Here is a 23,749-nt window from a genome sequence, read left to right as displayed (position 1 = left end):
TTCAATCCAAGGAGTCCACGTGACCTCGGTCAGCCTGGGAATGCCATCAGCCCCGCCCCCCGTCCTCGCGCCGCGACGCAAGACCCGCCAAATCAAAGTGGGCTCGGTAGGCGTCGGCTCGGATTACCCCATCAGCGTGCAGTCGATGACCACCACTCCGACCACGGACATCAACGCCACGCTGCAGCAGATCGCGGAATTGACGGCGTCCGGCTGTGACATCGTCCGGGTGGCCTGCCCGTCCGCGGACGATGCCGAGGCGCTGCCGATCATCGCCCGCAAGTCCCAGATCCCGGTCATCGCGGACATCCATTTCCAGCCGAAGTACGTCTTCGCCGCGATCGAGGCAGGCTGCGCCGCCGTGCGCGTCAACCCCGGCAACATCCGGAAGTTCGACGACCAGGTGAAGGAGATTGCCGCGGCCGCGAAGGACCATGGAACCTCGATCCGCATCGGCGTGAACGCCGGCTCCCTCGAGCCCGGCATCCTGAAGAAGTACGGCAAGGCTACGCCGGAGGCCCTCGTCGAGTCGGCCGTGTGGGAAGCTTCGCTGTTCGAGGAACACGGCTTCCACGATTTCAAGATCTCCGTCAAGCACAACGATCCTGTGGTGATGGTGGCCGCCTACGAGATGCTCGCCGAAAAGGGCGACTGGCCCTTGCACTTGGGCGTGACCGAGGCAGGCCCGGCCTTCCAAGGCACCATCAAGTCCGCCACGGCTTTCGGGGCGCTCCTGTCACGCGGTATCGGCGACACCATTCGCGTGTCCCTCTCCGCGCCGCCCGTTGAGGAGATCAAGGTCGGCAACCAGATCCTGCAGTCACTCAACCTGCGCCCCCGCAAGCTCGAAATCGTCTCCTGCCCTTCCTGCGGACGCGCCCAGGTGGACGTCTACACGCTGGCCGAGCAGGTCACAGCCGGGCTTGAGGGAATGGAGATTCCGTTGCGCGTCGCCGTCATGGGTTGCGTCGTGAACGGCCCGGGTGAGGCACGCGAAGCCGATCTTGGCGTTGCCTCCGGCAACGGCAAGGGCCAGATCTTCGTGAAGGGTGAAGTCATCAAGACTGTCCCCGAGAGCCAGATTGTTGAGACACTGATCGAAGAGGCCATGCGTATCGCCGAAGAGATGGGGGAGGCCGATGGCGAAGATGCTGTCAAGGGTAGCCCCGTGGTTAGCGTCTCGTAGCGAGGCAGCCGACGGGATTTCCGTCCGGGTGCTCGGCGAGGCCGACACCCGGGCACTTCGCGTGCTCGCGATGGAAGATCCCGTAGCGAATGTCTTTATCCTGGCGCACCTCGATTCGTCGGGGAGTGCCGCGCCTACGTCCGGTGGCGCGAGCGTCTTCGGAGTGTTCGACGGCGATTCCCTGGTGGGTGCCTGCTGGGCCGGTGCCAATCTGGTGCCGGTGCAGCTGGATCCGGAACTGGCTTCCCGCGTTGCGGCGGCCGCGCACCGGGCAGGGCGCCGGTACGCCTCGATCTTCGGGCCGGCAGCGACCGTGCTGGCCCTCCATTCCCGCTTGGAGCAATTGGGGCATTTCGCCCACGAGGTGCGGTCGGACCAACCCCTTCTGGCCATATCGGGGCCACCCGCCGTCGAGCCCAATCCGCAGCTCGGCTTCGGGAACATGGCGGACTTCGACCGGATCCTGCCCGCCTGTGCGGCGATGTTCGAAGAGGAAGTGGGCTATTCGCCGTTTCTCGGGAGCGAGGACTTCTACAGCCGGAGGGTGGCCGGACTGATCCGGCAAGGCCATTCCCTGGTGCACATCGACGCCGGCGGGAAAGTGAAGTTCAAAGCCGAACTCGGGGCGGTCACCGCCCAGGCCACCCAGGTGCAGGGCGTCTGGATGAACCCCGAGTACCGTGGCCTGGGCCTCAGCGCCGGGTATATGGCGGCTGTTGTTGTCCTGGCCCAGCAATTCGCGCCGGTCACGAGCCTCTACGTCAACGATTACAACACCAAGGCACGCGCGACCTACGAGCGGGTAGGCTTCGAACGGCTCGGAACGTTCGCCACGGTCCTGTACTGACGGGTCCTGTACTGACAGTTCAGTCGGCAGGGGTTAGTTCGCCCGTGAGGTAGCGCTGGACGTTGGGCGCCACGAGCCGCACCACCTCGTCGTGGGAGGCCGAGGCCAGGGGTTCCAGCCGGACCACGTAGCGCATCAGCATGAGCCCCACCACCTGGGTGGCAACGAGGTTGCCGCGCATTTTCACCTCCGCCGGGGAGCCGGGAAGACCCGCTGTGATCCTGGAGAGGATAGTCCTCGCCATCATGTCGCGCAGCAAGGCTGTCTTGGCCTTGGAACCGATCGTTCCCCTCGCGAACGCGACGAGTCCGTGTTGTGCCGGACTTTCCCACAGGCGCAGCACCGCGCGGACGATCGCTTCCGAGCGCTGCGCCGGGTCCAACGATTCGACGCCGGACAGGACCTCGTCGGGATCGGCCGGGAGCTCGATGCTCTGGGCGAAGAGTTGGTCCTTGCCCTTGAAGAAGTGGTGCACCATGGCGGGGTCCATCTCTGCTTCGCGCGCCACTTGCCGCAGGCTCGTGCCCTCGAAACCGTGTTCGGCGAAGAGCCGGCGCGCCGTGGCCAGGATCAGCTCGCGGGAGTCGCTCCCGCCGCTGCGGCGTCCCCGCCGCAGGGGAGGCAAGGCGCCGCTCATGAGGTCCGCCGTCGGAGGGTGAAGGAGGCCAGGACCAAAACTCCCACCACGATCGCCGCCATGACCCCGGCATCCTGCCACATGGCCTGCGTCGCCTCGGTATGGTCGGCGATCTGCTGGAGGGCATCCACCGAAAACGTCAGCGGCAGCACATTGGAAATGCTCTCCAGGACGCTGTTCATGTGCTCCCTGGCGACGAAAAGCCCGCACAACAGGATCTGCGGAACCACGACCACCGGCATGAACTGCACCGCCTGGAATTCGGTCCGCGCGAAGGCTGAGCACAACAGGCCCAACGCGACTCCCAACACGGCGTTGATGACCGCGATCAGGACCACGTAGCCGGGACCTCCCTTGATGTCCAGATTGAAGATCCAGTAGGCCACGGCCGTGGCGACGAGGGATTGCAGGGCCGCCATGATGGAGAACGCGAATGCGTAGCCGAACAGCAGATCGGCCTTGTGGATGGGCGTCGTCAGGAGCCGCTCCAACGTCCCCGACGTCCTTTCGCGCAACATGGTGATGGAGGTGACCAGGAACATCACGACAAACGGGAAGATGGCCAGCATCATTAGGCCCACACGGTCGAACGTCCGGGGGAAACCGGGCGGCAGGGTTTCGTTCTCGAAGAGATAGTAGACGGCCGTGAGCAGGAGCGCAGGAACCACCAGGATGAGCGCGACGCTGCGGTGGTCGTGCCGCAGTTGGTCCAGGACCCGTCCGGTGGTGGCCAACATCATCCGTGGATTCATGACGCCACCTGGCTTTCGTTGGCATTCCGGCGGTTCGAAACAGCCGTCTCCTGGATGATGTGCAGGAAGGCCTGTTCCAGGTCGTTGCTGTGTCCCCGCTCGCTGAGTTCCGCGGGAGTGAGCTGCGCCAGCAGCAAGCCGTCGCGCAGCAGGAGCAGGGAGGAGCAATGCGACGCTTCTTCCATGACGTGGCTGGACACCAGCAGGGTGGTGCCTGATCCGGCCATCGCGGCGAACCGTTCCCACAATTCGGCGCGCAGGACGGGGTCCAGGCCGACTGTTGGTTCGTCGAGGACCAGCAGTTTGGGATGCGAGACAAGTGCACAGGCCAGCGAGACCCGGCTGAATTCTCCGCCGGACAGCTGTGCTGTCTTTTGGCGCGCCAGGTTTCCGAGCCCGACGGCGGCAATCGCCTCTGCGGTGTCTGCTGCCGTGGCGCCGTGCATGGCTCCGAAATACCGGACGTTCGCTTCGACGCTGAGGTCCGGATAGACGCTCGGGGCCTGGGTTACGTATCCGACGTCGTGCCGCAATGACGGGGTGCCGGCCGGACGGCCCAACACGTCCACGCTGCCGGCTGTGAGCCGTTGGACTCCGACGATGCAGCGCATGAGGGTTGTCTTGCCGCTCCCGGAGGGGCCGAGCAACCCCGTGATCTTTCCGGGCTCCATGGCGAAGTCCAAGCCGCGGAGGATCTTCTTGCGGCCGCGCGTGACGTGCAGGCCTTCCGCCATGACGGCCGGACGTACGTCCGGGCTGATACTTCCTGGTGCGCTGCGGGACATCGTCGCCTCCGATTTATTCATCAGATGATGAATAAAAGATAATTCGGGAGCAACGGCGCGTCAACAAAAATTGAAAAGTCCAAGCCCTTGATAAAAGTGCCGTACATCGCATAAATTCAGAACCGGCCGTGTCGCTGGGGCGCGGAAGGGTTTTGGAGGGAAACACCAACCAATGGCTGTAAGCGTTGATCTTTCGAAGGCATTCTACGAGTCCGACTAAGCCTCCGGGACAACGCCCGCGGCCCACCAGCTGCTGAGCCACGCCATGGCAGGATGACCAGCCGCCCAGCGGCCAGGGGCTTCCGCATACCATGGCGTGGCTCATCTACGTGGGGGCAGGTTCACCGGCCGTAAACCGGTAGATTGGTACACAGTAGTTTTTGCCAGCTCTTGCCATAGAAACGGATTCTGCCCCGTGGTCCTTCGCCTCTCCCAGCTGTTCCTGCGCACCTTGCGTGAAGATCCCGTCGACGCCGAAGTCGCAAGCCACAAACTCCTGGTCCGGGCGGGCTATATCCGCCGCGCCGCACCGGGGATCTACACGTGGTTGCCGTTGGGATTGAGTGTCCTGCGCAAGGTCGAACGGATCATCCGCGAGGAAATGGCCGCGATCGGCGCCCAGGAAGTCCACTTCCCGGCGCTGCTGCCCCGGGAACCGTACGAAGCGACCAACCGCTGGACCGAATACGGCGAGGGCCTGTTCCGCCTTCAGGACCGCAAGGGCGCCGATTACCTTCTCGCCCCCACCCACGAAGAAATGTTCACGCTCCTGGTCAAGGACCTGTACTCCTCGTACAAGGACCTGCCGCTGAGCCTGTACCAAATCCAGAACAAGTACCGCGATGAAGCACGCCCCCGGGCGGGCCTCCTCCGCGGCCGTGAATTCATCATGAAGGACTCCTACTCCTTCGACGTCGACGACGCCGGCCTGGACGCGAGCTACGCGGCCCACCGCGCCGCGTACCTGAAGATCTTCGAGCGCCTTGGCCTTGAGGTCATTCCCGTCGCCGCCACGGCAGGCGCCATGGGCGGATCCAAGAGCGAGGAGTTCCTGCACCCCACCGAGATCGGCGAGGACACCTTCGTGCGCTCGCCGGGCGGCTATGCAGCCAACGTCGAAGCCGTGACCACGGTGGTCCCGGCGTCGATCGACTTCACCGACGCGCCTCCCGCGCGTGTCCTCGACACCCCGGACACGCCCACCATCGAGACCCTCGTTGCCGCGGCCAACCAGCTCGCTCCCCGCGGCGATTCCGAAGGCTTCTGGTCTGCCGCCGACACCCTCAAGAATGTGGTCCTCGCCGTCACTCTGCCCACCGGCGAGCGCCAGATTGTGGTCATCGGCGTTCCCGGTGACCGGGCGGTGGACCTCAAGCGCGTCGAAGCCAACATCGGTTCGTTCCTGGCCATTGCCGGCGAGATCGGCCTGGAAGCGGCGAACGAGGAAGACCTCAAGAGGAACCCGGAACTCGTCAAGGGATACATCGGCCCCGGCCTGGAGCTTGGCGAAGCCGTTCTCGGGCTCGAAGGCACCTCCAAGTTGCTCTACCTTGTTGACCCCCGTGTTGTCCCGGGTACCAGCTGGGTCACCGGAGCCAACCAAGAGGGCAAGCACGTGTTCGGCCTCGTCGCCGGACGCGACTTCGCCTGGGACGGCGTCATCGAGTGCACCGAGGTCCGTGCGGGAGACGAAGCCCCGGACGGCTCCGGTCCCTTGGAGACCGCGCGCGGCATCGAAATGGGCCACATCTTCCAACTCGGCCGCAAGTACGCTGAGGCCCTCGACCTGAAGGTCCTCGACCAGAACGGCAAGCAGGTTGTGGTCACGATGGGTTCCTACGGCGTCGGCGTCACCCGGGCGGTCGCCGCCCTGGCGGAGGCCAACAACGACGAGCGCGGCCTGGTCTGGCCCCGCTCCGTAGCCCCCGCTGACGTGCACGTGGTCGCCGTCGGACGCGGCGAGGAAATCTTCGCCGCGGCCGAGAAGCTCGCCACGGACCTCGAAGCCGCGGGCCTTGAGGTCATCTACGACGACCGCCCCAAGGTTTCCCCCGGAGTGAAGTTCGGTGACGCCGAACTCGTGGGCGTCCCGACGATCGTCGCGGTCGGCCGTGGCTTGGTTGACGGTGTAGTGGAAATCAAGGACCGTCGTACCGGTGAGGCCGAAAACGTGGCAGTCGAAAAGGCTGCCGATTACGTGGTCAACGCCGTACGCCAGAAGTGATCTCCGGCTTCGAGTCGGTCCAGCTCACCACGCTCATCATGATCGTTGTGGCTGGATTCGCCGCCGGCTGGATAGACGCCGTGGTGGGCGGCGGGGGACTGATCCAGCTCCCCGCCTTGCTCCTGGTTCCGGGGATCACCCCGGTCCAGGCGCTCGCCACCAACAAAATGGGCTCCATCTTCGGGACCACCACCAGTGCGGCCACCTATTACCGCCGGGTTGGACCCGACCTCAAGACGGCCATACCCATGGCGGTGATTGCCCTTGCGGGCAGTTTCGGCGGAGCCGTCCTGGCGGCCAACCTGCCCGCGAGCGTCTTCAAACCCATCATCGTGGTGGCACTTATCGCCGTCGCGATCTTCACCGCGCTGCGGCCCAACGCGGGCGAGTTGACCGCGCTGCGCCACGACGGCCATACGCACTACGTCGTGGCCTGTGCCATCGGCGGCGTGATCGGCTTCTACGACGGCCTGATCGGTCCTGGTACGGGGTCCTTCCTGGTGATCGCGCTGGTCTCCGCAATGGGCTATGCCTTCCTTGAGGCCAGCGCCAAGGCGAAGATCGTGAACATGGCCACCAACGCCGGCGCGCTCCTGTTCTTCCTGCCGCACGGATCCCTGCTCTGGGGCGTCGGCGCCGTGCTTGGCCTCGCCAACATGGCCGGCGGCTACCTGGGTGCCCGGACCGCCGTGAAACAGGGCAGCGGCTTTGTGCGGCTCGTGTTCCTGATCGTGGTCGGCGCGTTGATCATCAAGCTCGGCGTGGACGTCTGGAACGACTACTTCGCCAAGTAGCGTCCGGGCGTCGCAGGCGGTGGCCGCAGGGGCGTAGCATGCACTCATGTGGGTCGATTCCGGCGACTATGAGCAGGCACTCGGACGTGCGTGGGAACATACCCGGGAGTGGTTGAGGGCCTTGCCCGGGCGGCCGGTGCGGCCAAGAACCGCGGCCGATGACATCGCTGCAGTCTTCGGTGGACCGTTGCCGGCCAGCGGCATGGATCCGGCCGCGGTCATCGATTTCCTCGCCGAACACGCCGAACCCGGGCTGATGGCCATGCAATCGGGACGCTTCTTCGGTTGGGTCATCGGAGGTACGGTGCCGGCAGGCATGGCCGCGGACTGGATGGTTTCCGCATGGGACCAGAACTCCGGTCTGCGTTTCGCAACACCCGCAACTGCCGGGATCGAGGAGGCAGCCGGACGATGGCTCCTTGAGCTGCTCGGCTTGCCTGCCGGCTCCGACGTCGGATTCGCGACCGGCGCGAGCATGGCCAACTTCACGGCCCTCGCAGCGGCACGATGGCGGCAACTGGCCGGCGCCGGCTGGGATGTCAACGCGGGTGGACTTCAGGGCGCGCCGAAGGTGCGTGTCCTGGTCGGAGCCGAGCGGCACGAGAGCCTGGATATGGCCTTGCGTTTCCTAGGCTTCGGGGCACCCGAAGTTGTCGGGGCGGACCATCAAGGCAGGATCGATCCCGCCGCGCTGCGGGCCACGCTGGAAGCCGCATCCGGTCCGGCGATCGTTTGCCTCCAGGCCGGGAACCTGCATTCAGGAGCCTTCGATCCGTTCACCGAGGCGATTTCCGCCGCGAAGGATCACGGCGCGTGGGTCCACGTTGACGGGGCTTTCGGATTATGGGCGGCAGCCGTTCCGGGACTACGGCATCTGGTCGAGGGCGTCGAGTTGGCCGATTCCTGGGGAACCGATGCCCACAAGACCCTCAATGTGCCTTACGACGCCGGAATCGTGGTGGTACGTGATGTTGCCGCCCTGCGATCCGCCATCGGCATGCACGCCGAATACCTGATGCAGGATGACCACGGCGCCGGCGACCCCATGGAGAAAGTTCCCGAGCTGTCGCGCAGGGCCAGGGGAGTTCCGGTATGGGCGGCCTTGCGCTCATTGGGCAGCGACGGCGTGCGGGACCTTGTCAACGGGCGAGTGGACTGTGCCGCGGAACTGGCCAGACGGCTTGCCGACGTGCCCGGCGTCGAGGTCCTCAACGAGGTGGTGTTCACGCAGCTGTCCCTGGCCTTCGGTTCCGACGAGAGGACGCGCGCCGTGACGGACTTCATCATGGCTGACGGGAGGGTCTGGATGTCCGGTTCGCACTGGCAGGGCAGGGACATCCTGCGTGTTTCGGTGACCAACTGGTCCACAGATTCGGCAGACCTGGACATCGCGGTGCAGGCCATCAGGGACGCGCTGGAGGCCACCGTCTAAGCCGGGTATCCGGACGGCAGGGCATCCGCACGGCAGGGCATCCGGATGACAGGGCATCCGGCGCTAGCTCGAGGCGGACGGTCCTGGTTCCGGCAGATCATGCGCGGCGGGCAACCCGTCCAAGCGCCGTCCGGCGAGAGTGCTTGCCACCCACAAAGAGCGCGCCAGCTCGCCCTCATGCCGTGGTTTTCCCGCATACCACAGGGCGTTTTCGACCTCGCGGACGAGGCTCCATTCGCGGGCTGTTTCGCCGTCCAGCCCGGCGGCGCGGCTGAAATCCGCGCAGCGCTCGAGCAGCGCAATTTCCGGGGCCGTTGTGGAGAGGTCGCGGATCCGGTTCCACAGGATCGGGGCCACAGCGAATTCCGCTTCGCCGATCATCGGCTGCGGATCGATCGCAACGTATGCGCGTTTTCCGTCGGTCCGGCGTCCGTTGAGGTGGGGGAGGATGTTCATGAAATGGAGGTCGCAATGGACCAGGACGTCCTTGCCCGCCCGCCGTCCGACAGCGCCGCGTGTCTGGCACACTTCCAGCGCGGCTTCGAGGAGCCACCGGGGGAAGGGCCGGCCGAGGCGCTCCCATTCCGCAGGCAGATCATCGCTCCAGCGCTCGGCACGTGCCGCTATGTGCTCAAACTCTCCCCATTCGGGCCGCTCGTCCGGTTCGATGCTGAGGTCCTTCACGAGTGATCCCCAGACGTCGCGGGCTTCGTGCATAGGGGCCCCGTGCAGCCAGCTGTCCGCGTCGAGCCGCTCCAGGAGCATCGCGCAGGATGCGGAGTCGGCGTCGAGCAGCCTGACGGCCCCGGCGCCGCCCCACAGGGCGAGCGCGTGCTGTTCAACGAGGGCCTCCTCGTGCGGGAACGCAATCTTGAGCACCAGCCGGGCGCCTTCGCGGACGACCGGGATGACGATGCCTCCGTGGCCGTTCCATGGTTCCGCGCCGGGCTGCAGGTCAACGGACAGCTCCCAGCGTTCCAGGCTGGCATCGATCAGCCGGGGCAGCCCGGAGAGCCACGCCCGCCCCTCCGCGGTGCGGGAGTAGCGGGCCCGGAGGTCGCCAGGGATCGAAACGAAGGTAGCCATCATCGTCAGCCTACCCAAGCCGGTCCCGGAGTGGTTCAGACCACTCCGGAGGAGCCCAGGAGACTTCCGATGAGGAACGTCGCAGCAAGCGCAAGTGCTCCGCCCAAAACGACGCGCACGGCGGCGCGGGTCTTCGAGCTGCCTCCGATCCACGCTCCAACGGCTCCGGTGATCGCCAGCGCGAGCAGCACGGAAATGAAGGTCAGGGGAACCCGCAGACCCGCAGGCGGGAGCAGGATCGCGAGCATGGGCAGCACCGCGCCAAGGGTGAACGCAATGGCGGAGGCGAAGGCCGCGTGCCACGGGCTCACGATGTCGTCCTCGTCGATGTTCAATTCGGCGGAAAGATGGGCGGCCAAGGCGTCGTGCTCCGTCAATTCCACGGCGACTTTCCGCGCGGTTTCAGGCCGCAGGCCCTTGGCCTCGTAGATCGCCGTCAATTCCGCGAGCTCTTCCTCGGGTTCCTCGGCGAGTTCGCGGCGTTCCTTCTCGATGAGGGCCTTTTGGCTGTCGCTTTGGCTGCTGACGGAAACGTACTCGCCGAGCGCCATGGACACCGCGCCGCCCACCAGTCCGGCGGCTCCGGCGGTGAGGATTGCGCCGGTGTTCGTTGTGGCGCCGGCGACGCCCACAACGATGGCGGCGACTGAGACGATTCCGTCGTTGGCGCCAAGGACGCCCGCCCGGAGCCAGTTAAGCCGGTGGGCAAGGTCGTTGGCGTGCGGTTCGTTTTCGTGCAGGGCTGCAGTTTCGATGGAAGCCATGGTACTAGCCAAGCATTCGGAATCCGCTGCCGCCAGCAAAGAAAGGCTTTCCTACGGAGCCGGAGTGCCGGTGGGCAGCGGAGGCAGTGCCGCGTCGTCGATCGACAGGCCGGCGAAGGGCCCAACCGGAGATCCCCAGGCTTGGCTGCGTTTCGCGGCGTCAACAAGCCCTTCGATGGCCCACTGGCGCGTCTCGCCGTCCGACAACGCCACGAGGTCCGCGTAGGCAGTCAACGAGCTGGACTCCAGGCTCCCCAAGGCAAGTCCGGGTTTGGCGGCGAAGGTTGCCGGAAGGCGGTAGCCGGCTTCCCGCGGAGGCGTGGCAATGCAGTGCAGCCGGCCCTGGCCCTCCGCTGCCCGGAGCAGTTCCTGGTGGCGCGCCAACCAGGTGGCCGCCGTGGCCGATACTTTCGCGTCCAGCTTGGTCAGGGCCACTTGGTACGCGTAGATCGCTTCCTGTTCGGAACTGACGACGGCGGCAAGTGCTCCGGGCAGGTCGGCCTTCGTGGCCGCCGCTCCGGAGGTCGGCGCCGCCGTGCCCGGGGAGGGAGGGCAGCTCGGAGGCGGTGCTGTCGCTGTACCCGCCGCGGGCGGGACCTCGGGCGCCGGCAAGCCCCAGGCCGCCGCAAGCCGCGATGACTCCAGCAGTTGCGCGGTCCCGACGGCGGCAAGCAGCCGGGCCATGCCGCCGTCGGCCTTCGCGGCGTCCGCCAAGCGACGGGAAGCGCTGGAGGAGAGCGCGGAGACGAAGCCGCCCCGCGTCGGGCGGTCCTGCGTGGCGCCGGGGCCGGGGGAGGCCGGGGGAGTAGCTGACGCCGACGGGCCGGAAGGTCGCAGGAGCGCGCGCGCCTGGGTAGTCAGCAACGTCACAGTGTCAGTGCTCTCCAGGAGCGCTGCGCTGCGCAGCAGCGTCTCGGTCGAGGAGAGCGCATCGGAACGGGCGGTTTCGGAAAACGACGGCACCACTTGGGGCCTTCCGGCCTCCCGCGGGACAAGCACGGCCCCGACTCCGAGGACAAGGACTGCGAGGAAAGCCAGCAGGAGCGTCCTCATCCAGCCGCGGCTCCGTGGTTTCTCAACAGTCTGGTGGTTCACAACAGACTATGGTGCCACGCCCGCGGACCAGCTGCGTCCGCCCCGAAGGAGCCCCGTGCACCACGCCGCGATAAATGTCGTTAAGCTAGTAACCACAACATCATCTATCGGGAGGCGGCTGGCCAGTGAGTCATTCGGAAGCCACGACTTCAACAGACCAGGGTGGAACGGATCCGACGAGTCCAGCACAACACGAGGTCCGCAACCCCGAGGAGAGCAGGCTGAAGGCCCTTCTGGAGCCTGCCGTCCTGGCGAGGCGGCTCTATCTCGAGGATGTTGCCATCCAGGTCGCCGGTTCCCACAGGGTGGTCCACGTGGTTGTCGACCTGCCCCAGGAGGAAACCGGCGGCGTCAGCCTCGACGTCATCGCCGAAATCTCCAGGGCGCTCTCGGACATCCTGGACAACGATCCCCGCGGCGACAGCCGCCCCTACGACCTCGAGGTCTCTTCACCGGGCGTCGGGCGACCCCTCACGGAGCCCCGCCACTGGCACCGGGCCCGCGGACGCATGGTCAAGGTGAACGTGATCCAGGGCGAGAACCTGACCGGCCGGGTCCAGTCCGTCGACGACGACGGCGTCACCTTGGTTCCGGAGCAAGAGGTCAAGAAGGGCATGAAGCCCAAGCAGGGCGAACCTGTGAAGATTCCTTTCGACAGGATCCGCCACGGAAAAGTCGAGATAGAGTTCAGCCACCTCAACGAGGCAGTGCTGGAAGACGAGTACAACGGACCTTCCGAGGAGGCCTAATGGATATTGACATGAGTGCGCTGAGACTCCTGGAACGTGAGCGCGAAATCCCGCTGGACCTCCTGATTCCCACCATCGAGCAGGCGCTCCTGGTGGCCTACCACAAGACGCCGGGCGCCTTCGAAAAAGCACGTGCGGAGCTGGACCGCAAGAGCGGGCACGTGACCATCTGGGCCACGGAAATAGACGACGACGGCGAAGCAGTCGGCGAGTTCGAAGACACTCCTGCGGGATTCGGCCGTATTGCGGCGAGCACCGCGCGGCAGATCATCCTGCAGCGCCTGCGCGACGTCGAGGACGACAATGTCCTCGGCGAATTCAAAGGCCGGGAAGGTGAACTCGTCGCCGGCCTCATCCAGCAGGGCAACAACCCGCACATGATCCAAGTGAACCTCGGCGCCGTGGAAGCCCTGCTCCCGCCGCCCGAGCAGGTGCCGGGGGAGAAGTACACCCACGGCAACCGCCTGCGTGCGTATGTGGTGGACGTCCACCGCGGCGCGAAGGGACCCTCCATCACGCTGTCGCGTTCACACCCGGGCCTTGTCCGGAAGCTGTTCGAACTCGAGGTCCCGGAGATCGCGGACCGATCCGTCGAGATCGTCGCCTTGGCACGCGAGGCCGGACACCGGACCAAGATGGCCGTCAAAGCCAACACCCCGGGCATCAACGCCAAGGGTGCCTGCATTGGCGAGATGGGCTCCCGCGTCCGCGCCGTCATGACCGAACTCAACGACGAAAAGATCGACATCGTCGACTTCAGCGACGATCCGGCGACCTTCATCGCCAACTCCCTTTCGCCGTCGCGCGTGAATTCGGTCACCATCACCGACGAAGCCACACGCTCGGCCCGCGTGGTTGTCCCCGACTACCAGCTTTCGCTCGCGATCGGCAAGGAAGGCCAGAACGCCCGCCTCGCAGCCAAGTTGACCGGGTGGCGGATCGACATCGTCTCTGACGCCACTCCGGCCAAAGGCAACTAAACAGGCCGGACGGCGTCAAACCGGGATTCCGCGCCTCGTGGTGGATTCGGTGGCCGGGCCCTCGGGGGCTTAGAATGGATGGAACCGGGCCTATGCCCGGTATCCGTGCGCTTTGGCGTGCTCGCGGCTTGTTGGGCAACTCCCGGCCGGTCGAGGGCGGGCGCCGAACAAAGCAGAACCGCAGAAGACAGGTAATGACACTGAGGCAGGTTGATACACCCAGTGACTGAACTGCTTCATTCCAGGCACCAGCCTGTGCGCACCTGCATCGGATGCCGGAAACAGGGCAAGCGGAGCGAGTTGATCCGGCTTGTCGCCGAAGGCGGCGGGTCTCCCGTCGTCCTGGTGGATGAACGACGCCGGATGGCTGGCCGGGGTGCGTGGCTGCACCCCAGCACCACATGCCTGGCGCTGGCAAGCAAACGGCGTGCTTTCGCAAGGGCCCTCGCGGGCGCAAGCGAAGTTACCGCCGTCGAAAGCTATCTGACGGCAGTCATACCCCCTGCGGACACGTCCGTGAAAGCAGGAAAACCGTCCAAACCTGAAAGCGGGTCAGAAAACTGATGGAAACCCGATGAGTTCCCAGCGATGAGTGCGCAACGATGACAACTTTGTTGCGCTCTGCACAGGGCCCGTCCGCCGCGTTCGCGGCAGGGGCCCGCAGTAAGAATTAGACGGTTCGTGCCTGGCTCGGTGCGGACCGAGACAGGAGAAATGTGGCCAAGGTCCGCGTACATGAGCTCGCGAAAGAGCTCGGTATTACTTCCAAAGATGCAGTAACAAAGCTGCAGGAATTGGGCGAATTCGTTCGCTCCGCTTCGTCAACCATTGAGGCGCCGGTCGTGAAGAAGCTTCGCGACGCCTACCCGGGCGCCGGCGCCGCAAAGGCGGCAGCGCCCCGCGCCGCAGCACCGACGGCACCCGCTGCTCCCGCGGCATCCCGCCCGGCTCCCGGCCCGGCTGCACCCAAGGCTCCGGTTCCCGCCCCCAAGGCTGAGACCCCTGCCCCGGCAGCGCCTGCGGCAGCAGCACCCGTTTCGGCTGCGCCGGCGAACCCTGTTTCCGCCAAGCCGGGCGCCCGCCCGGCCCCCAAGGCCGAAGCCCCTGCCCCCGCACGTCCGGGCAGCCAGGCACCGCGGCCCGGCGGTCCCCGCCCGGGCAACAACCCGTTCGCGACCTCGCAGGGCATGCCCCGCGGCCGTGGCGACGGCGAGCGTCCTCCCCGTCCGGGCAACAACCCCTTCGCGACTTCGCAGGGCATGCCGCGTTCGGGTGGCCGCACTGACGGTGAACGTCCCGGCGGCCCGCGTCCCGCGGCCGGCGCAGGCGGTCCCCGCCCCGCCGCCGGTTCCGGTGGTCCGCGTCCGGGTGCTCCGCGCCCCGGCGCTCCCCGTCCGGGCGCTCCGCGTCCGGGAGGTGGCCCCGCAGGAAACCGTCCCAGCCCGGGCATGATGCCCAACCGCACCGAGCGTCCCGCTCCCGGTGGCGCAGGCCGTCCGGGCGGCGCAGGCCGTCCCGGTGGCGGCCCCGGCCGTCCGGGCGGCGCTCCCGGCGCAGGCACCGGTGGCGGAGCTCCCGCCGGCGGTGGTTTCGGCAAGGGCGGCCGCGGACGCGGCGGCACCCAGGGTGCCTTCGGCAAGGGTGGCGCAGGACGCGGCAAGCAGCGCAAGTCCAAGCGCGCAAAGCGCCAGGAACTGGAGCAGATGAGTGCTCCGTCGCTGGGTGGCGTATCGGTACCCCGCGGCGACGGCAACACCATCGTCCGGCTCCGCCGCGGCTCGTCCATCACGGACTTCGCCGACAAGATCGAGGCCAACCCCGCTGCCCTGGTCACCGTGCTGTTCCACCTTGGCGAAATGGCAACGGCTACCCAGTCGCTGGACGAAGACACCTTCGGCCTGCTCGGTGAGGAACTCGGCTACAAGGTCCAGGTTGTCTCGCCCGAAGACGAAGAGCGCGAACTCCTCGACTCCTTCGACATCGACCTCGATGCCGAACTCGAAGCAGAAGGCGACGACGTCCTCGAACCGCGCCCGCCGGTTGTCACTGTCATGGGTCACGTTGACCACGGTAAGACCCGTTTGCTCGACGCCATCCGGAAGACCAACGTGGTTGCCGGCGAACACGGCGGCATCACGCAGCACATCGGTGCCTACCAGATCAGCCACATCCACGAAGGCACGCCGCGCGACATCACCTTCATTGACACCCCGGGTCACGAGGCGTTCACCGCCATGCGTGCACGTGGTGCCAAGGTCACCGACATCGCCATCCTGGTTGTCGCAGCCGACGACGGCGTCATGCCGCAGACGGTGGAAGCACTCAACCACGCACAGGCGGCCAACGTGCCGATCGTCGTCGCGGTCAACAAGATCGACAAGGAAGGTGCCAACCCGGACAAGGTCAAGGGCCAGCTCACCGAATACGGTCTGGTTCCCGAAGAATACGGTGGCGACACCATGTTCGTTGAGGTTTCTGCCCGCCAGAACCTCAACATCGACGAACTGATCGACGCCGTCCTGCTGACCGCAGACGCGGCGCTGGACCTGCGTGCCAACCCGGACAAGGACGCTCGAGGCATCGCCATCGAAGCGAACCTGGACAAGGGCCGCGGTTCCGTGGCCACCGTCCTGGTCCAATCCGGTACCCTGGCGGTTGGTGACACGATCGTGGCCGGTACGGCCCACGGCCGCGTCCGTGCCATGTTCGACGAGGACGGCAACGCCCTCGACGTCGCGCTCCCGTCCCGTCCGGTCCAGGTCCTGGGCCTGTCCAACGTACCGCGTGCAGGCGACACCTTCCTGGTGACCTCGGACGAGCGTACGGCCCGCCAGATCGCTGAAAAGCGCGAGGCAGCCGACCGCAACGCGGCACTGGCCAAGCGCCGCAAGCGCATCAGCCTCGAGGACTTCGACAAGGCTGTGGCCGAAGGCAAGATCGACACCCTCAACCTCATCCTCAAGGGTGACGTTTCCGGTGCGGTCGAAGCCCTCGAAGACGCCCTGCTCAAGATCGACGTCGGCGATGAAGACGTTCAGCTGCGCGTCATCCACCGCGGTGTGGGTGCCATCACGCAGAACGACGTCAACCTCGCCACGGTGGACAACGCCATCATCATCGGCTTCAACGTCAAGCCCGCCGAGCGCGTGGCTGAACTGGCCGATCGTGAAGGCGTGGACATGCGCTTCTACTCGGTCATCTACTCGGCAATCGACGACATCGAGCTGGCCCTCAAGGGCATGCTCAAGCCGGAGTACGAGGAAGTCCAGCTCGGTACCGCCGAGGTCCGCGAAGTCTTCCGTTCTTCCAAGTTCGGAAACATCGCCGGTTCCATCGTGCGCTCGGGCATCATCCGCCGTAACTCGAAGGCACGCGTCAGCCGCGATGGCAAGGTCATCGGTGACAACCTCACCGTTGAGACGCTCAAGCGCTTCAAGGACGACGCAACCGAGGTCCGCACGGACTTCGAGTGTGGTATCGGTCTTGGCTCGTACAACGACATCGCCGAAGGTGACATCATCGAGACCTTCGAGATGCGCGAGAAGCCGCGCGGCTAAGGCTGCTGGGCCGGTGCTGCTTTCGGGCGGCGCCGGTCCGTTCTGCAGGCCGGGCCAGTCCGGCCCGCTCCGCCGATATGGGGGCCCCGCCCCTTCGCTGGGTGGCAAAGGATCTGCGATCCTTTGCCACCCAGCTCCGGCAGGCCCGATGCCACTCCCGGGCCCCCATATCGGCTCCGCGGGCCTCCGTGGGGATCTCGCCGTTCGGTCGCTTCCTGTCTTTTCGGCAGCGGCATTTTTGGACTTAAGTGCGCTGGTTTGTATCGCCGTCGTACGCAATTTTTATTAGGAGTAGAAATGGCTGATCCGGCACGTGCTGCCAAGTTGGCGCAGCGGATTAAGGTTGTTGTTGCTGAGGCACTGGGCCGGCGGATCAAGGATCCGCGGGTTGAGGGCATCACCATTACGGATGCCCGGGTGACCAACGACCTTCAGCACGCGACTGTGTACTACACGGTCTTCGGTGACGAAGCCGCGCACGCCGATGCTGCCAAGGCGCTGGAGAAGGCCAAGGGTGTTTTGCGCCAGGAAGTGGGCCGCAACATTACTGTGCGGCTGACTCCCACCTTGGAATTCGTCGCCGACCTTATTCCGGTGAACGCCTCAAACCTTGAGGAACTCTTGCGCGTCGCCAGGCAGCGCGACGCCGAGGTGGCCGCGTTGGCCGCCGGCGCCAAGCACGCGGGCGACGCGGACCCGTACAAGAGCGACGCCGCACATGACGGCGACATCGACGAAGACGATTTTGACGAAGAGGACATCGACCTGCGCGCCGATGAAGACATCGACGAAGACGGCGGCAAGTAGTCCGAAAAATGGTGCTCCGTCGCTAAGATCGGAGCATGGCGGCGCACGATGCAGCTCTGAGTCCCGAAGACTACCTTGAACACGCCCTGCGGCTCGCGGTGCAAAACGTGGCCGACGGCGGCGGCCCTTTCGGCGCCGTCGTGGTCACCCCGGACGGACGGCTCCACGACGGGGTGAACCGGGTCACCCGCGACAACGATCCCACCGCGCACGCCGAAGTGGTGGCCATCCGGCGGGCCGCGTCGGAACTGGGAAGCTTCGACCTCAGTGGCTCCGTGCTCTACTCAAGCTGCGAACCGTGCCCTTTGTGCCTCTCGGCCGCCCTCTGGGGCCGGGTCAGCCGCGTCTACTTTGCCGCGGACCGGCACGGTGCCGCGGCCGCCGGCTTCGACGATGCCGTGTTCTACGAATACTTCGGTGGCAGCAGGCCCGAACTGCTGCCCGTCCACCATACGGAGGTTGCCGCGGCCGAGGCTCCTTTCGACGCCTGGCGCGGGCACAAGAACCGGACCCGGTACTGAGGCCTACCGCCGTGCCGGAAGCCGCCCGACGCCGTCGAGCAGCTGCTGCTGGTCACCGCACAAGGCGATCCTGATCCAGCCTTCGCCAATGGAACCGAAAGCGGTCCCCGGTGCCACTGCTACTCCGGATTCCGCCAAGAAGGTGCGCACCCAGGCACGCACGTCCCCGCCGCTCACGTGCGAGACATCCGCCCAAAGATAGAAAGCGCCCTGGGCACCGAGGTACGGAATGCCCTTCCCGGCAAGCACGGCCGAGGCGGCGTCGCGGTTGGAACGGTAATGCTCCCGTGCGGCGTCCACATAGTCCTGCGGGCCGGTCAGCGCAGCGACGGCCGCGTACTGGGAAGGCGACGCCACGCAGGAAACGATCGCTTCCATGACGTTGTTCATTTTCCGCTCCAGGCCCGGCGGGCAAATCAGCGCACCGATGCGCAGTCCTGTCAACCCGTACGTCTTGGACAAGGTGAGGGACGTGAAAACGCGCGCTTCGCCGGGGACAGAGCTGTCGAAGCGGGCGGGACTCGTATGCGGAACGTCGAACGTGAAGGCTTCGTAGCATTCATCCGAAATGATCCACAGATCGTGTTTGACGGCCAGTTCCACGAGCTCGCGCGTTGTTTCTTCGCCGATCACCGCGCCCAGGGGATTGGACGGCGAATTCAGGACCAGGACCTTGGTGCTGGGCGTGATCAGGGCCTCGATGTCCTCGATGCGGGGCTGGAACCCGTGCTCGGGGTAGAGCGGATACCGCACGGGAACGGCGTGCAGCAGATGGCTCGTCATGGCAAATGTCGGGTAGCCCGGATTGGGGATCAGGATCTCGTCTCCGGGGGAGAGGAGCAGGCTCATCGCGAAGTGCAGTCCTTGCTGGGCTCCGTCCACGACATACACGCGCTCCGGCCCGAGGTCCACCCGGTTGTGGGCGCGGAAGCGTTCGGCAAAGGCCTCACGCAAGGCCGGGATCCCGGCGTTGGGGGTGTAGTTGGTCTCGTCCCTGTCCAGGCACGCGATCCCCGCGTCCAGGATGTGTCGGGGCAACGCGAAGCCGGGCTCGCCGATGCTCAGGACAATCGCCCCGGGAGTGCTCCACGCCGCTTCGGTAATCTCGCGGATCTGGTTGACGGGCACTTCGCGGACGTGTGCGGCAAGCTCAGGCATGGGAGCCATCTTAGCCGCGGTCCCGGGCTTGTCCGGGGAAGCCGCGGGCCGCAGGATCCATGCCCCGGCGCGGATATACTGGGAGGCGTGCTTTCTGGACTGGTGATCGTTGACAAGCCGCAAGGATGGACCAGCCACGATGTGGTTGGACGGATGCGGCGGCTGGCCGGTACCCGGAAAGTAGGCCACGCGGGGACCTTGGACCCCATGGCCACGGGAGTGCTCGTGCTCGGCATCAACAAAGCCACAAGGCTGCTGACCTACATTGTCGGCACCTCCAAGACATACTCCGCCACGATCCGGCTCGGCGAAGCAACCATCACGGACGATGCCGAAGGTGACGTCACCGAAAGCCGCAGCGCCGCCGGAGTCACCGAGGACGCCATCCGTGCCGGCGTCGCCCGGCTCAGCGGGGAGATCCAGCAGGTTCCCAGCAGCGTCAGCGCCATCAAGGTCAACGGAGAACGGTCCTACGCGCGCGTCCGTTCCGGGCAAGAGGTCAAGCTCGCCGCCCGGCCGGTAACCATCCACCGTTTCGAGATCCACGCCATCCGGAGGGTCGACGGCGGCAGGGTGGTAGACATCGATGTGACCGTCGAATGCTCCTCCGGGACGTACATCCGTGCACTTGCACGCGACCTTGGCGAGGCGCTCGGCGTCGGCGGCCATCTCACGGCACTTCGCCGCACCCATGTGGGGCCGTATTCCCTGGAGCAGGCCCGCACACTCGAGCAGCTCGCCGAGGACCTTGAAGTCCTCGACATGTCCGCCGCCGCCCGGGCACTCATGCCCAACCGGGAACTGAGCGAAGCAGAAACCACCGAGATCTCCTTTGGCCGCAGGATCGCGGCAGGACCGGGCGCAGGGACGGCCCACGCCGCCACCGCCGAGAACCCGGCCGCCGCGTTCTCTCCGTCAGGCGAGTTGGTGGCACTGTTGGCCGATGCGGGCAGTTTCGCCAAACCTGTCCTGGTATTCGCCCCCGACAACGAAAAGCAGGCGCACTAGCCATGGACGGATACTTTTACGCCGTCCTGATCGTAGGCCTGCTGTCGACCATCATCTGCGTCGTGGCGGGCATTATGAAGAAGACCCCCAACGACGTGACGATACTGTCCGTGGCCGCCGTCGAACTCGTCCTTCTGGTTTATTTGGTGGGGTCTATCGTCCGCGTGGCGATGGGTGAAAAGATCGCAGGGGAGCCTTGGGAATTCTGGGGCTACATCATCACCGCGCTGATCATCCCCATCGCCGCGGTGTACTGGTCCATCCTGGAGCGGACCCGTTGGAGCAATTTCGTCATGGGCGCCGTGGGCGTCACCGCGTTGGTCATGGCGGCCCGCATGAACCAGATCTGGTACTGACCTTGGAAGAAGCACACGAAGTGACTGTTGAGACCACCGGCAAGAAGAGCCCGGACACCCGCAACACCGGGCCCGGGAGGCTGCTGATCGCCGTCTACGCGGTTTTCGCGATCTCGGCCACGGCACGCGCCGGCTACCAGATCGCCACCAAGTTCGCGGATGCTCCCTTGGCGCACATCCTGTCAGCCTTCGCCGCCTTGGTGTACATCGTGGCCACCATCTCCCTCGCGAAACCGGGCCGTACATGGTTCAAGGTGTCGCTCGCGGCCGTCCTGGTCGAGATGGTGGGCGTCCTGGTGGTTGGGGCCGTGAGCCTTTTCGATCCAGTGGCCTTCCCGCACGACACGGTGTGGTCCCTGTTCGGACGTGGATACGGCTTTGTGCCGTTGATCCTGCCGGTCCTGGGACTGCTGTGGCTCTACCGACGTCGTCCGGCCCGGGAAAGGCGAGGTTGATGGTCCACATCTGGAACGATCCCACCGAGGTCCCCGAGGATTTCGGTCCGAGCGTCGTTACCATCGGCAACTTTGACGGCGTCCACCGCGGACACCAGCAAGTGCTGACGCAACTCTTGCGTACCGCAGGGCAGCACGGCGCGCGGTCCGTCGTCGTGACGTTCGACCCGCATCCGGCCCTGGTCCACCGGCCGGACTCCGCACCGGAGCTCCTCATGGGACTGCAGGACAAACTTGATGCCTTGGCCGACACGGGCGTGGACGCAGTGCTCGTCATGAAGTACAACCTCGCCTTGGCCGCCATGACGCCGGAGGAATTCGTCGTCAAGGTCCTGCTGGACGGGCTCCATGCGGCACACGTCGTGGTAGGACACGACCTCCGCTTCGGCGTTGGAAATTCGGGCGACGTCGGCACCATGCAGGAATTGGGCAAGGAATTGGGGTTCGGCGTCCACGTGGTCAACGAGTTCGGCGCCGAAGGCTTTCCAGTGCATGCCGACGGCGGCACGGACCGCCGCTGCTCCTCCACTTGGGTGCGCGAGGCCTTGGCGGAGGGCGACGTCGAGACGGCGGCCGCCGTCCTCGGCCGCCCGCACCGGATGCGCGGGGAAGTGGTCCATGGGGCTGCGCGCGGCCGCGCCCTAGGCTTTCCCACGGCCAACCTCGATCACCGCGCCACGGGCTACGTGCCCGCGGACGGAATCTACGCCGGCTGGCTCGTGGACGAGTCAGGAACCCGCTGGCCGGCCGCGATTTCAGTGGGTTCCAACCCCACGTTCGACGGCGTCAGCCGCCAGGTGGAAGCGCACGTGATCGACCGGCCCGAGGAAGCGGTGGAGGACTTCAACCTCTACGGCCAGACCGTTGTGGTGGAATTTACCGCGCGGCTGCGGGGAATGGTGGCCTACCGCGGACCCGAGGCGCTTGTGGAACAGATGCGGCTGGACGTCGTCCAGGCCCGCCATCTGCTGCTGGACAAGTAGGCCCGCGCCGTGAGCGTTGAGAAGAACACCCGGCCACTCGACGAAGGCATCGTCAAGGACTTCAGCTCACGCATGAGCTACGGCTCCTACCTTCAACTGCCCTTGCTGCTCAGCGCCCAGCAACCCGTCAGCCAGCCTGAACACCACGACGAGCTGCTGTTCATCATCCAGCACCAGACCACCGAGCTCTGGCTGAAGCTGGTCCTGCACGAACTCCGCAGCGCGGCCACATGGCTGGCTGAGGACGACCTCGGCTCCGCGCTCAAGGCCATCGCCCGGGTCAAGCACATCCAAAAGACCCTCACCGAGCAGTGGTCGGTGCTCGCCACGCTCACCCCCACCGAGTACTCCCAGTTCCGTGGCTTTCTGGGCAATGCCTCGGGCTTCCAGTCGGCCCAGTACCGCGCGGTCGAGTTCATCCTCGGCAACAAGAACGCCAAGATGCTGCCGGTATTCGCATCGGATCCGGAGTCCCTGGCCATGCTGCAGGAGCTCCTTGACGCTCCGAGCATCTATGACGAATTCCTGGCCTACCTGAACCGCCATGGCTACGAGGTGCCCCGGTCCGTCCTGGACCGGGACGTCACCCAGGCCCATGAGTTCGCCCCGGAACTCCTGCCTCTTTTCAAGCACATCTACGAACATGCCGCAGACAACTGGGCGGCCTACGAAGCGTGCGAGGAGCTGGTGGACTTGGAGGACAACTTCCAATTGTGGCGCTTCCGGCACCTCCGCACGGTGCAGCGGACCATCGGCATGAAGACCGGAACCGGAGGCTCGAGCGGTGTTTCGTTCCTCAAGAAGGCCCTTGACTTGACCTTCTTCCCGGAGCTTTTCGCAGTGCGGACCGAAATCGGACAATGAAGCGGGGCTGGCTTTGATCAGGTTTGATCAGGGTCACACGGCAGCTTTCGACAAGATTGCCGGGCTGCCGGTAAACTGGGGGAGGATCCGGCTGCAGTCCGTGGCGGCTGGACCTGTTTTGTGTGCGGTCACCGTCGCATTACAACCCGGCAGCGAAGCGCTGAATCGGGACGCACGGCACAACTCTAGGAGTTCATGTGGCACTTGAAGCCGCTGTTAAGCAGTCCATCATCGAGGCATACGCAACGTCCAAGGGCGACACTGGTTCGCCGGAGGTCCAGATTGCAGTCCTGACCCAGCGGATCAAGGATCTGACTGAGCACATGAAGGAGCACAAGCACGACTTCCACACCCAGCGCGGTCTGCTGGCCATGGTTGGTCGTCGCAAGCGCATGCTGGGCTACCTCAAGAAGACTGACATTGCCCGCTACCGTGCGCTCATCGAGCGCCTCGGCCTGCGCCGCTAGTTTGACTTCGGGCGGCCCGATCCTCCGCGGAACGGGCCGCCTTTTCTCCATAACTAAATCCAACACGCAATAGGAGCTCAACCGCATCGCGCATTCGCGGTCCTCGGTAGTGATCCCCGGGAAGCCTTCTCTGACGAAGGCCCGGCCCGTGGGTCTCGATCGATGACCGGGTGTCGTACAGGCCAGGAACAGACGCTGGCCTGGGTCGATGCGGCTGGACTTCCGCTAAACAAGAAACGGAG

At 65.6% G+C, this 23,749-nt stretch carries 24 protein-coding genes; 17 read left to right on the top strand and 7 right to left on the bottom strand.

Features of this window, described 5'->3' with window-relative positions; translation table 11 throughout:
- The first annotated feature begins 19 nt into the window (after positions 1-19).
- Positions 20-1,186 (top strand): flavodoxin-dependent (E)-4-hydroxy-3-methylbut-2-enyl-diphosphate synthase, encoded by a 1,167-nt coding sequence (gene ispG / locus L0B83_RS00500; protein WP_234756019.1) that lies wholly within the window; start codon positions 20-22, stop codon positions 1,184-1,186.
- Positions 1,149-2,033 (top strand): GNAT family N-acetyltransferase, encoded by an 885-nt coding sequence (locus tag L0B83_RS00495; RefSeq protein ID WP_234756568.1) that lies wholly within the window; start codon positions 1,149-1,151, stop codon positions 2,031-2,033. Before ispG ends, L0B83_RS00495 begins: the two co-directional genes overlap by 38 nt.
- Before the next feature lie 19 nt (positions 2,034-2,052).
- On the opposite strand, the gene L0B83_RS00490 is transcribed toward L0B83_RS00495, so the two are convergent.
- The 3 genes from L0B83_RS00490 to L0B83_RS00480 are packed head-to-tail and all read right to left on the bottom strand — an operon-like array spanning position 2,053 to position 4,207.
- Positions 2,053-2,670 (bottom strand): TetR/AcrR family transcriptional regulator, encoded by a 618-nt coding sequence (locus tag L0B83_RS00490; RefSeq protein WP_234756017.1) that lies wholly within the window; start codon positions 2,668-2,670, stop codon positions 2,053-2,055.
- Entirely contained in the window at positions 2,667-3,410 is a 744-nt protein-coding gene (locus L0B83_RS00485; RefSeq protein WP_234756567.1) for an ABC transporter permease, read from the bottom strand. Before L0B83_RS00485 ends, L0B83_RS00490 begins: the two co-directional genes overlap by 4 nt.
- Positions 3,411-3,418: 8 nt before the next feature.
- The gene (locus tag L0B83_RS00480) at positions 3,419-4,207 is read right to left on the bottom strand and encodes an ABC transporter ATP-binding protein (protein ID WP_234756566.1); all 789 of its coding nucleotides are present in this window, start codon (positions 4,205-4,207) and stop codon (positions 3,419-3,421) included.
- Positions 4,208-4,622: 415 nt separating this feature from the next.
- On the opposite strand from L0B83_RS00480, the gene L0B83_RS00475 reads away from it, so the two are divergent.
- Genes L0B83_RS00475 through L0B83_RS00465 form a run of 3 tightly spaced genes read left to right on the top strand, consistent with a single transcriptional unit; the run spans position 4,623 to position 8,657 of the window.
- Entirely contained in the window at positions 4,623-6,431 is a 1,809-nt protein-coding gene (locus tag L0B83_RS00475; RefSeq protein WP_234756015.1) for a proline--tRNA ligase, read from the top strand.
- Entirely contained in the window at positions 6,428-7,225 is a 798-nt protein-coding gene (locus L0B83_RS00470) for a sulfite exporter TauE/SafE family protein (protein ID WP_234756013.1), read from the top strand. Before L0B83_RS00475 ends, L0B83_RS00470 begins: the two co-directional genes overlap by 4 nt.
- Before the next feature lie 46 nt (positions 7,226-7,271).
- On the top strand, positions 7,272-8,657 hold the full coding sequence (locus L0B83_RS00465; protein ID WP_234756010.1) for a pyridoxal phosphate-dependent decarboxylase family protein: 1,386 nt from the start codon (positions 7,272-7,274) through the stop codon (positions 8,655-8,657).
- A 63-nt stretch (positions 8,658-8,720) separates the two neighbouring features.
- Here the strand turns inward: L0B83_RS00465 and L0B83_RS00460 are convergent, their stop codons facing one another.
- From L0B83_RS00460 to L0B83_RS00450, 3 genes are read right to left on the bottom strand one after another with little or no spacing between them, the layout of a single operon-like run.
- On the bottom strand, positions 8,721-9,743 hold the full coding sequence (locus L0B83_RS00460; protein WP_234756008.1) for an aminoglycoside phosphotransferase family protein: 1,023 nt from the start codon (positions 9,741-9,743) through the stop codon (positions 8,721-8,723).
- Between the two features lie 35 nt (positions 9,744-9,778).
- On the bottom strand, positions 9,779-10,507 hold the full coding sequence (locus L0B83_RS00455) for a VIT1/CCC1 transporter family protein (protein ID WP_234756006.1): 729 nt from the start codon (positions 10,505-10,507) through the stop codon (positions 9,779-9,781).
- A gap of 51 nt (positions 10,508-10,558) precedes the next feature.
- Positions 10,559-11,560 (bottom strand): DUF4439 domain-containing protein, encoded by a 1,002-nt coding sequence (locus L0B83_RS00450; protein ID WP_234756003.1) that lies wholly within the window; start codon positions 11,558-11,560, stop codon positions 10,559-10,561.
- A gap of 167 nt (positions 11,561-11,727) precedes the next feature.
- Between L0B83_RS00450 and rimP the strand changes: the two genes are divergently transcribed.
- The 6 genes from rimP to L0B83_RS00420 all read left to right on the top strand — a co-directional run bounded on the left by rimP (position 11,728) and on the right by L0B83_RS00420 (position 18,216).
- Positions 11,728-12,351 carry a ribosome maturation factor RimP gene (gene rimP, locus L0B83_RS00445; protein WP_234756001.1) on the top strand — a complete coding sequence of 208 codons (624 nt, stop codon included), beginning with the start codon at positions 11,728-11,730 and terminating at the stop codon, positions 12,349-12,351.
- Positions 12,351-13,331 carry a transcription termination factor NusA gene (gene nusA / locus L0B83_RS00440; RefSeq protein WP_234755999.1) on the top strand — a complete coding sequence of 327 codons (981 nt, stop codon included), beginning with the start codon at positions 12,351-12,353 and terminating at the stop codon, positions 13,329-13,331. Before rimP ends, nusA begins: the two co-directional genes overlap by 1 nt.
- A 222-nt stretch (positions 13,332-13,553) precedes the next feature.
- Positions 13,554-13,895 carry a YlxR family protein gene (locus L0B83_RS00435; RefSeq protein ID WP_234755997.1) on the top strand — a complete coding sequence of 114 codons (342 nt, stop codon included), beginning with the start codon at positions 13,554-13,556 and terminating at the stop codon, positions 13,893-13,895.
- A gap of 152 nt (positions 13,896-14,047) precedes the next feature.
- A complete protein-coding gene (infB, locus tag L0B83_RS00430; protein ID WP_234755995.1) occupies positions 14,048-16,888 on the top strand; it encodes a translation initiation factor IF-2 in 2,841 nt (946 codons plus the stop codon).
- 297 nt (positions 16,889-17,185) lie between these two features.
- Positions 17,186-17,695: a 30S ribosome-binding factor RbfA gene (gene rbfA / locus L0B83_RS00425; protein ID WP_234755993.1), complete on the top strand. Its 510-nt coding sequence runs from the start codon at positions 17,186-17,188 to the stop codon at positions 17,693-17,695.
- A gap of 35 nt (positions 17,696-17,730) precedes the next feature.
- Entirely contained in the window at positions 17,731-18,216 is a 486-nt protein-coding gene (locus tag L0B83_RS00420) for a nucleoside deaminase (RefSeq protein ID WP_234755991.1), read from the top strand.
- Positions 18,217-18,219: 3 nt separating this feature from the next.
- On the opposite strand, the gene L0B83_RS00415 is transcribed toward L0B83_RS00420, so the two are convergent.
- Positions 18,220-19,374 (bottom strand): pyridoxal phosphate-dependent aminotransferase, encoded by a 1,155-nt coding sequence (locus L0B83_RS00415; protein WP_234755989.1) that lies wholly within the window; start codon positions 19,372-19,374, stop codon positions 18,220-18,222.
- An 87-nt stretch (positions 19,375-19,461) separates the two neighbouring features.
- On the opposite strand from L0B83_RS00415, the gene truB reads away from it, so the two are divergent.
- The 6 genes from truB to rpsO all read left to right on the top strand — a co-directional run bounded on the left by truB (position 19,462) and on the right by rpsO (position 23,507).
- Positions 19,462-20,382 (top strand): tRNA pseudouridine(55) synthase TruB, encoded by a 921-nt coding sequence (gene truB, locus L0B83_RS00410; RefSeq protein ID WP_234755987.1) that lies wholly within the window; start codon positions 19,462-19,464, stop codon positions 20,380-20,382.
- Positions 20,383-20,384: 2 nt separating this feature from the next.
- Positions 20,385-20,738, top strand: coding sequence for a hypothetical protein (locus L0B83_RS00405; protein ID WP_234755985.1), 354 nt, complete (start codon positions 20,385-20,387; stop codon positions 20,736-20,738).
- Between the two features lie 2 nt (positions 20,739-20,740).
- Positions 20,741-21,193: a hypothetical protein gene (locus L0B83_RS00400; RefSeq protein WP_372461090.1), complete on the top strand. Its 453-nt coding sequence runs from the start codon at positions 20,741-20,743 to the stop codon at positions 21,191-21,193.
- Positions 21,193-22,176: a bifunctional riboflavin kinase/FAD synthetase gene (locus tag L0B83_RS00395; RefSeq protein WP_234755981.1), complete on the top strand. Its 984-nt coding sequence runs from the start codon at positions 21,193-21,195 to the stop codon at positions 22,174-22,176. Before L0B83_RS00400 ends, L0B83_RS00395 begins: the two co-directional genes overlap by 1 nt.
- A 9-nt stretch (positions 22,177-22,185) precedes the next feature.
- Positions 22,186-23,040 (top strand): tryptophan 2,3-dioxygenase, encoded by an 855-nt coding sequence (gene kynA / locus L0B83_RS00390; RefSeq protein WP_234755979.1) that lies wholly within the window; start codon positions 22,186-22,188, stop codon positions 23,038-23,040.
- A gap of 197 nt (positions 23,041-23,237) precedes the next feature.
- Positions 23,238-23,507: a 30S ribosomal protein S15 gene (gene rpsO / locus L0B83_RS00385; RefSeq protein ID WP_028266602.1), complete on the top strand. Its 270-nt coding sequence runs from the start codon at positions 23,238-23,240 to the stop codon at positions 23,505-23,507.
- Positions 23,508-23,749: the final 242 nt, after the last annotated feature.

Source organism: Arthrobacter alkaliphilus, from assembly GCF_021483235.1.
Lineage (GTDB): Bacteria > Actinomycetota > Actinomycetes > Actinomycetales > Micrococcaceae > Arthrobacter > Arthrobacter alkaliphilus.
Note: the sequence above shows the minus strand (reverse complement) of the source record. Positions and strands in the feature narration are given on the sequence as shown.

Excerpts from the sequence above, each read along its gene's own strand:
- L0B83_RS00495 (WP_234756568.1), top strand. The coding sequence starts at position 1,149 with ATGCTGTCAAGGGTAGCCCCGTGGTTAGCGTCTCGTAGCGAGGCAGCC.
- L0B83_RS00490 (WP_234756017.1), bottom strand. The coding sequence starts at position 2,670 with ATGAGCGGCGCCTTGCCTCCCCTGCGGCGGGGACGCCGCAGCGGCGGG.
- L0B83_RS00485 (WP_234756567.1), bottom strand. The coding sequence starts at position 3,410 with ATGATGTTGGCCACCACCGGACGGGTCCTGGACCAACTGCGGCACGAC.
- L0B83_RS00480 (WP_234756566.1), bottom strand. The coding sequence starts at position 4,207 with ATGTCCCGCAGCGCACCAGGAAGTATCAGCCCGGACGTACGTCCGGCC.
- L0B83_RS00465 (WP_234756010.1), top strand. The coding sequence starts at position 7,272 with ATGTGGGTCGATTCCGGCGACTATGAGCAGGCACTCGGACGTGCGTGG.
- L0B83_RS00460 (WP_234756008.1), bottom strand. The coding sequence starts at position 9,743 with ATGGCTACCTTCGTTTCGATCCCTGGCGACCTCCGGGCCCGCTACTCC.
- L0B83_RS00455 (WP_234756006.1), bottom strand. The coding sequence starts at position 10,507 with ATGGCTTCCATCGAAACTGCAGCCCTGCACGAAAACGAACCGCACGCC.
- L0B83_RS00450 (WP_234756003.1), bottom strand. The coding sequence starts at position 11,560 with ATGAGGACGCTCCTGCTGGCTTTCCTCGCAGTCCTTGTCCTCGGAGTC.
- nusA (WP_234755999.1), top strand. The coding sequence starts at position 12,351 with ATGGATATTGACATGAGTGCGCTGAGACTCCTGGAACGTGAGCGCGAA.
- rbfA (WP_234755993.1), top strand. The coding sequence starts at position 17,186 with ATGGCTGATCCGGCACGTGCTGCCAAGTTGGCGCAGCGGATTAAGGTT.
- L0B83_RS00420 (WP_234755991.1), top strand. The coding sequence starts at position 17,731 with ATGGCGGCGCACGATGCAGCTCTGAGTCCCGAAGACTACCTTGAACAC.
- L0B83_RS00415 (WP_234755989.1), bottom strand. The coding sequence starts at position 19,374 with ATGCCTGAGCTTGCCGCACACGTCCGCGAAGTGCCCGTCAACCAGATC.
- L0B83_RS00405 (WP_234755985.1), top strand. The coding sequence starts at position 20,385 with ATGGACGGATACTTTTACGCCGTCCTGATCGTAGGCCTGCTGTCGACC.
- L0B83_RS00395 (WP_234755981.1), top strand. The coding sequence starts at position 21,193 with ATGGTCCACATCTGGAACGATCCCACCGAGGTCCCCGAGGATTTCGGT.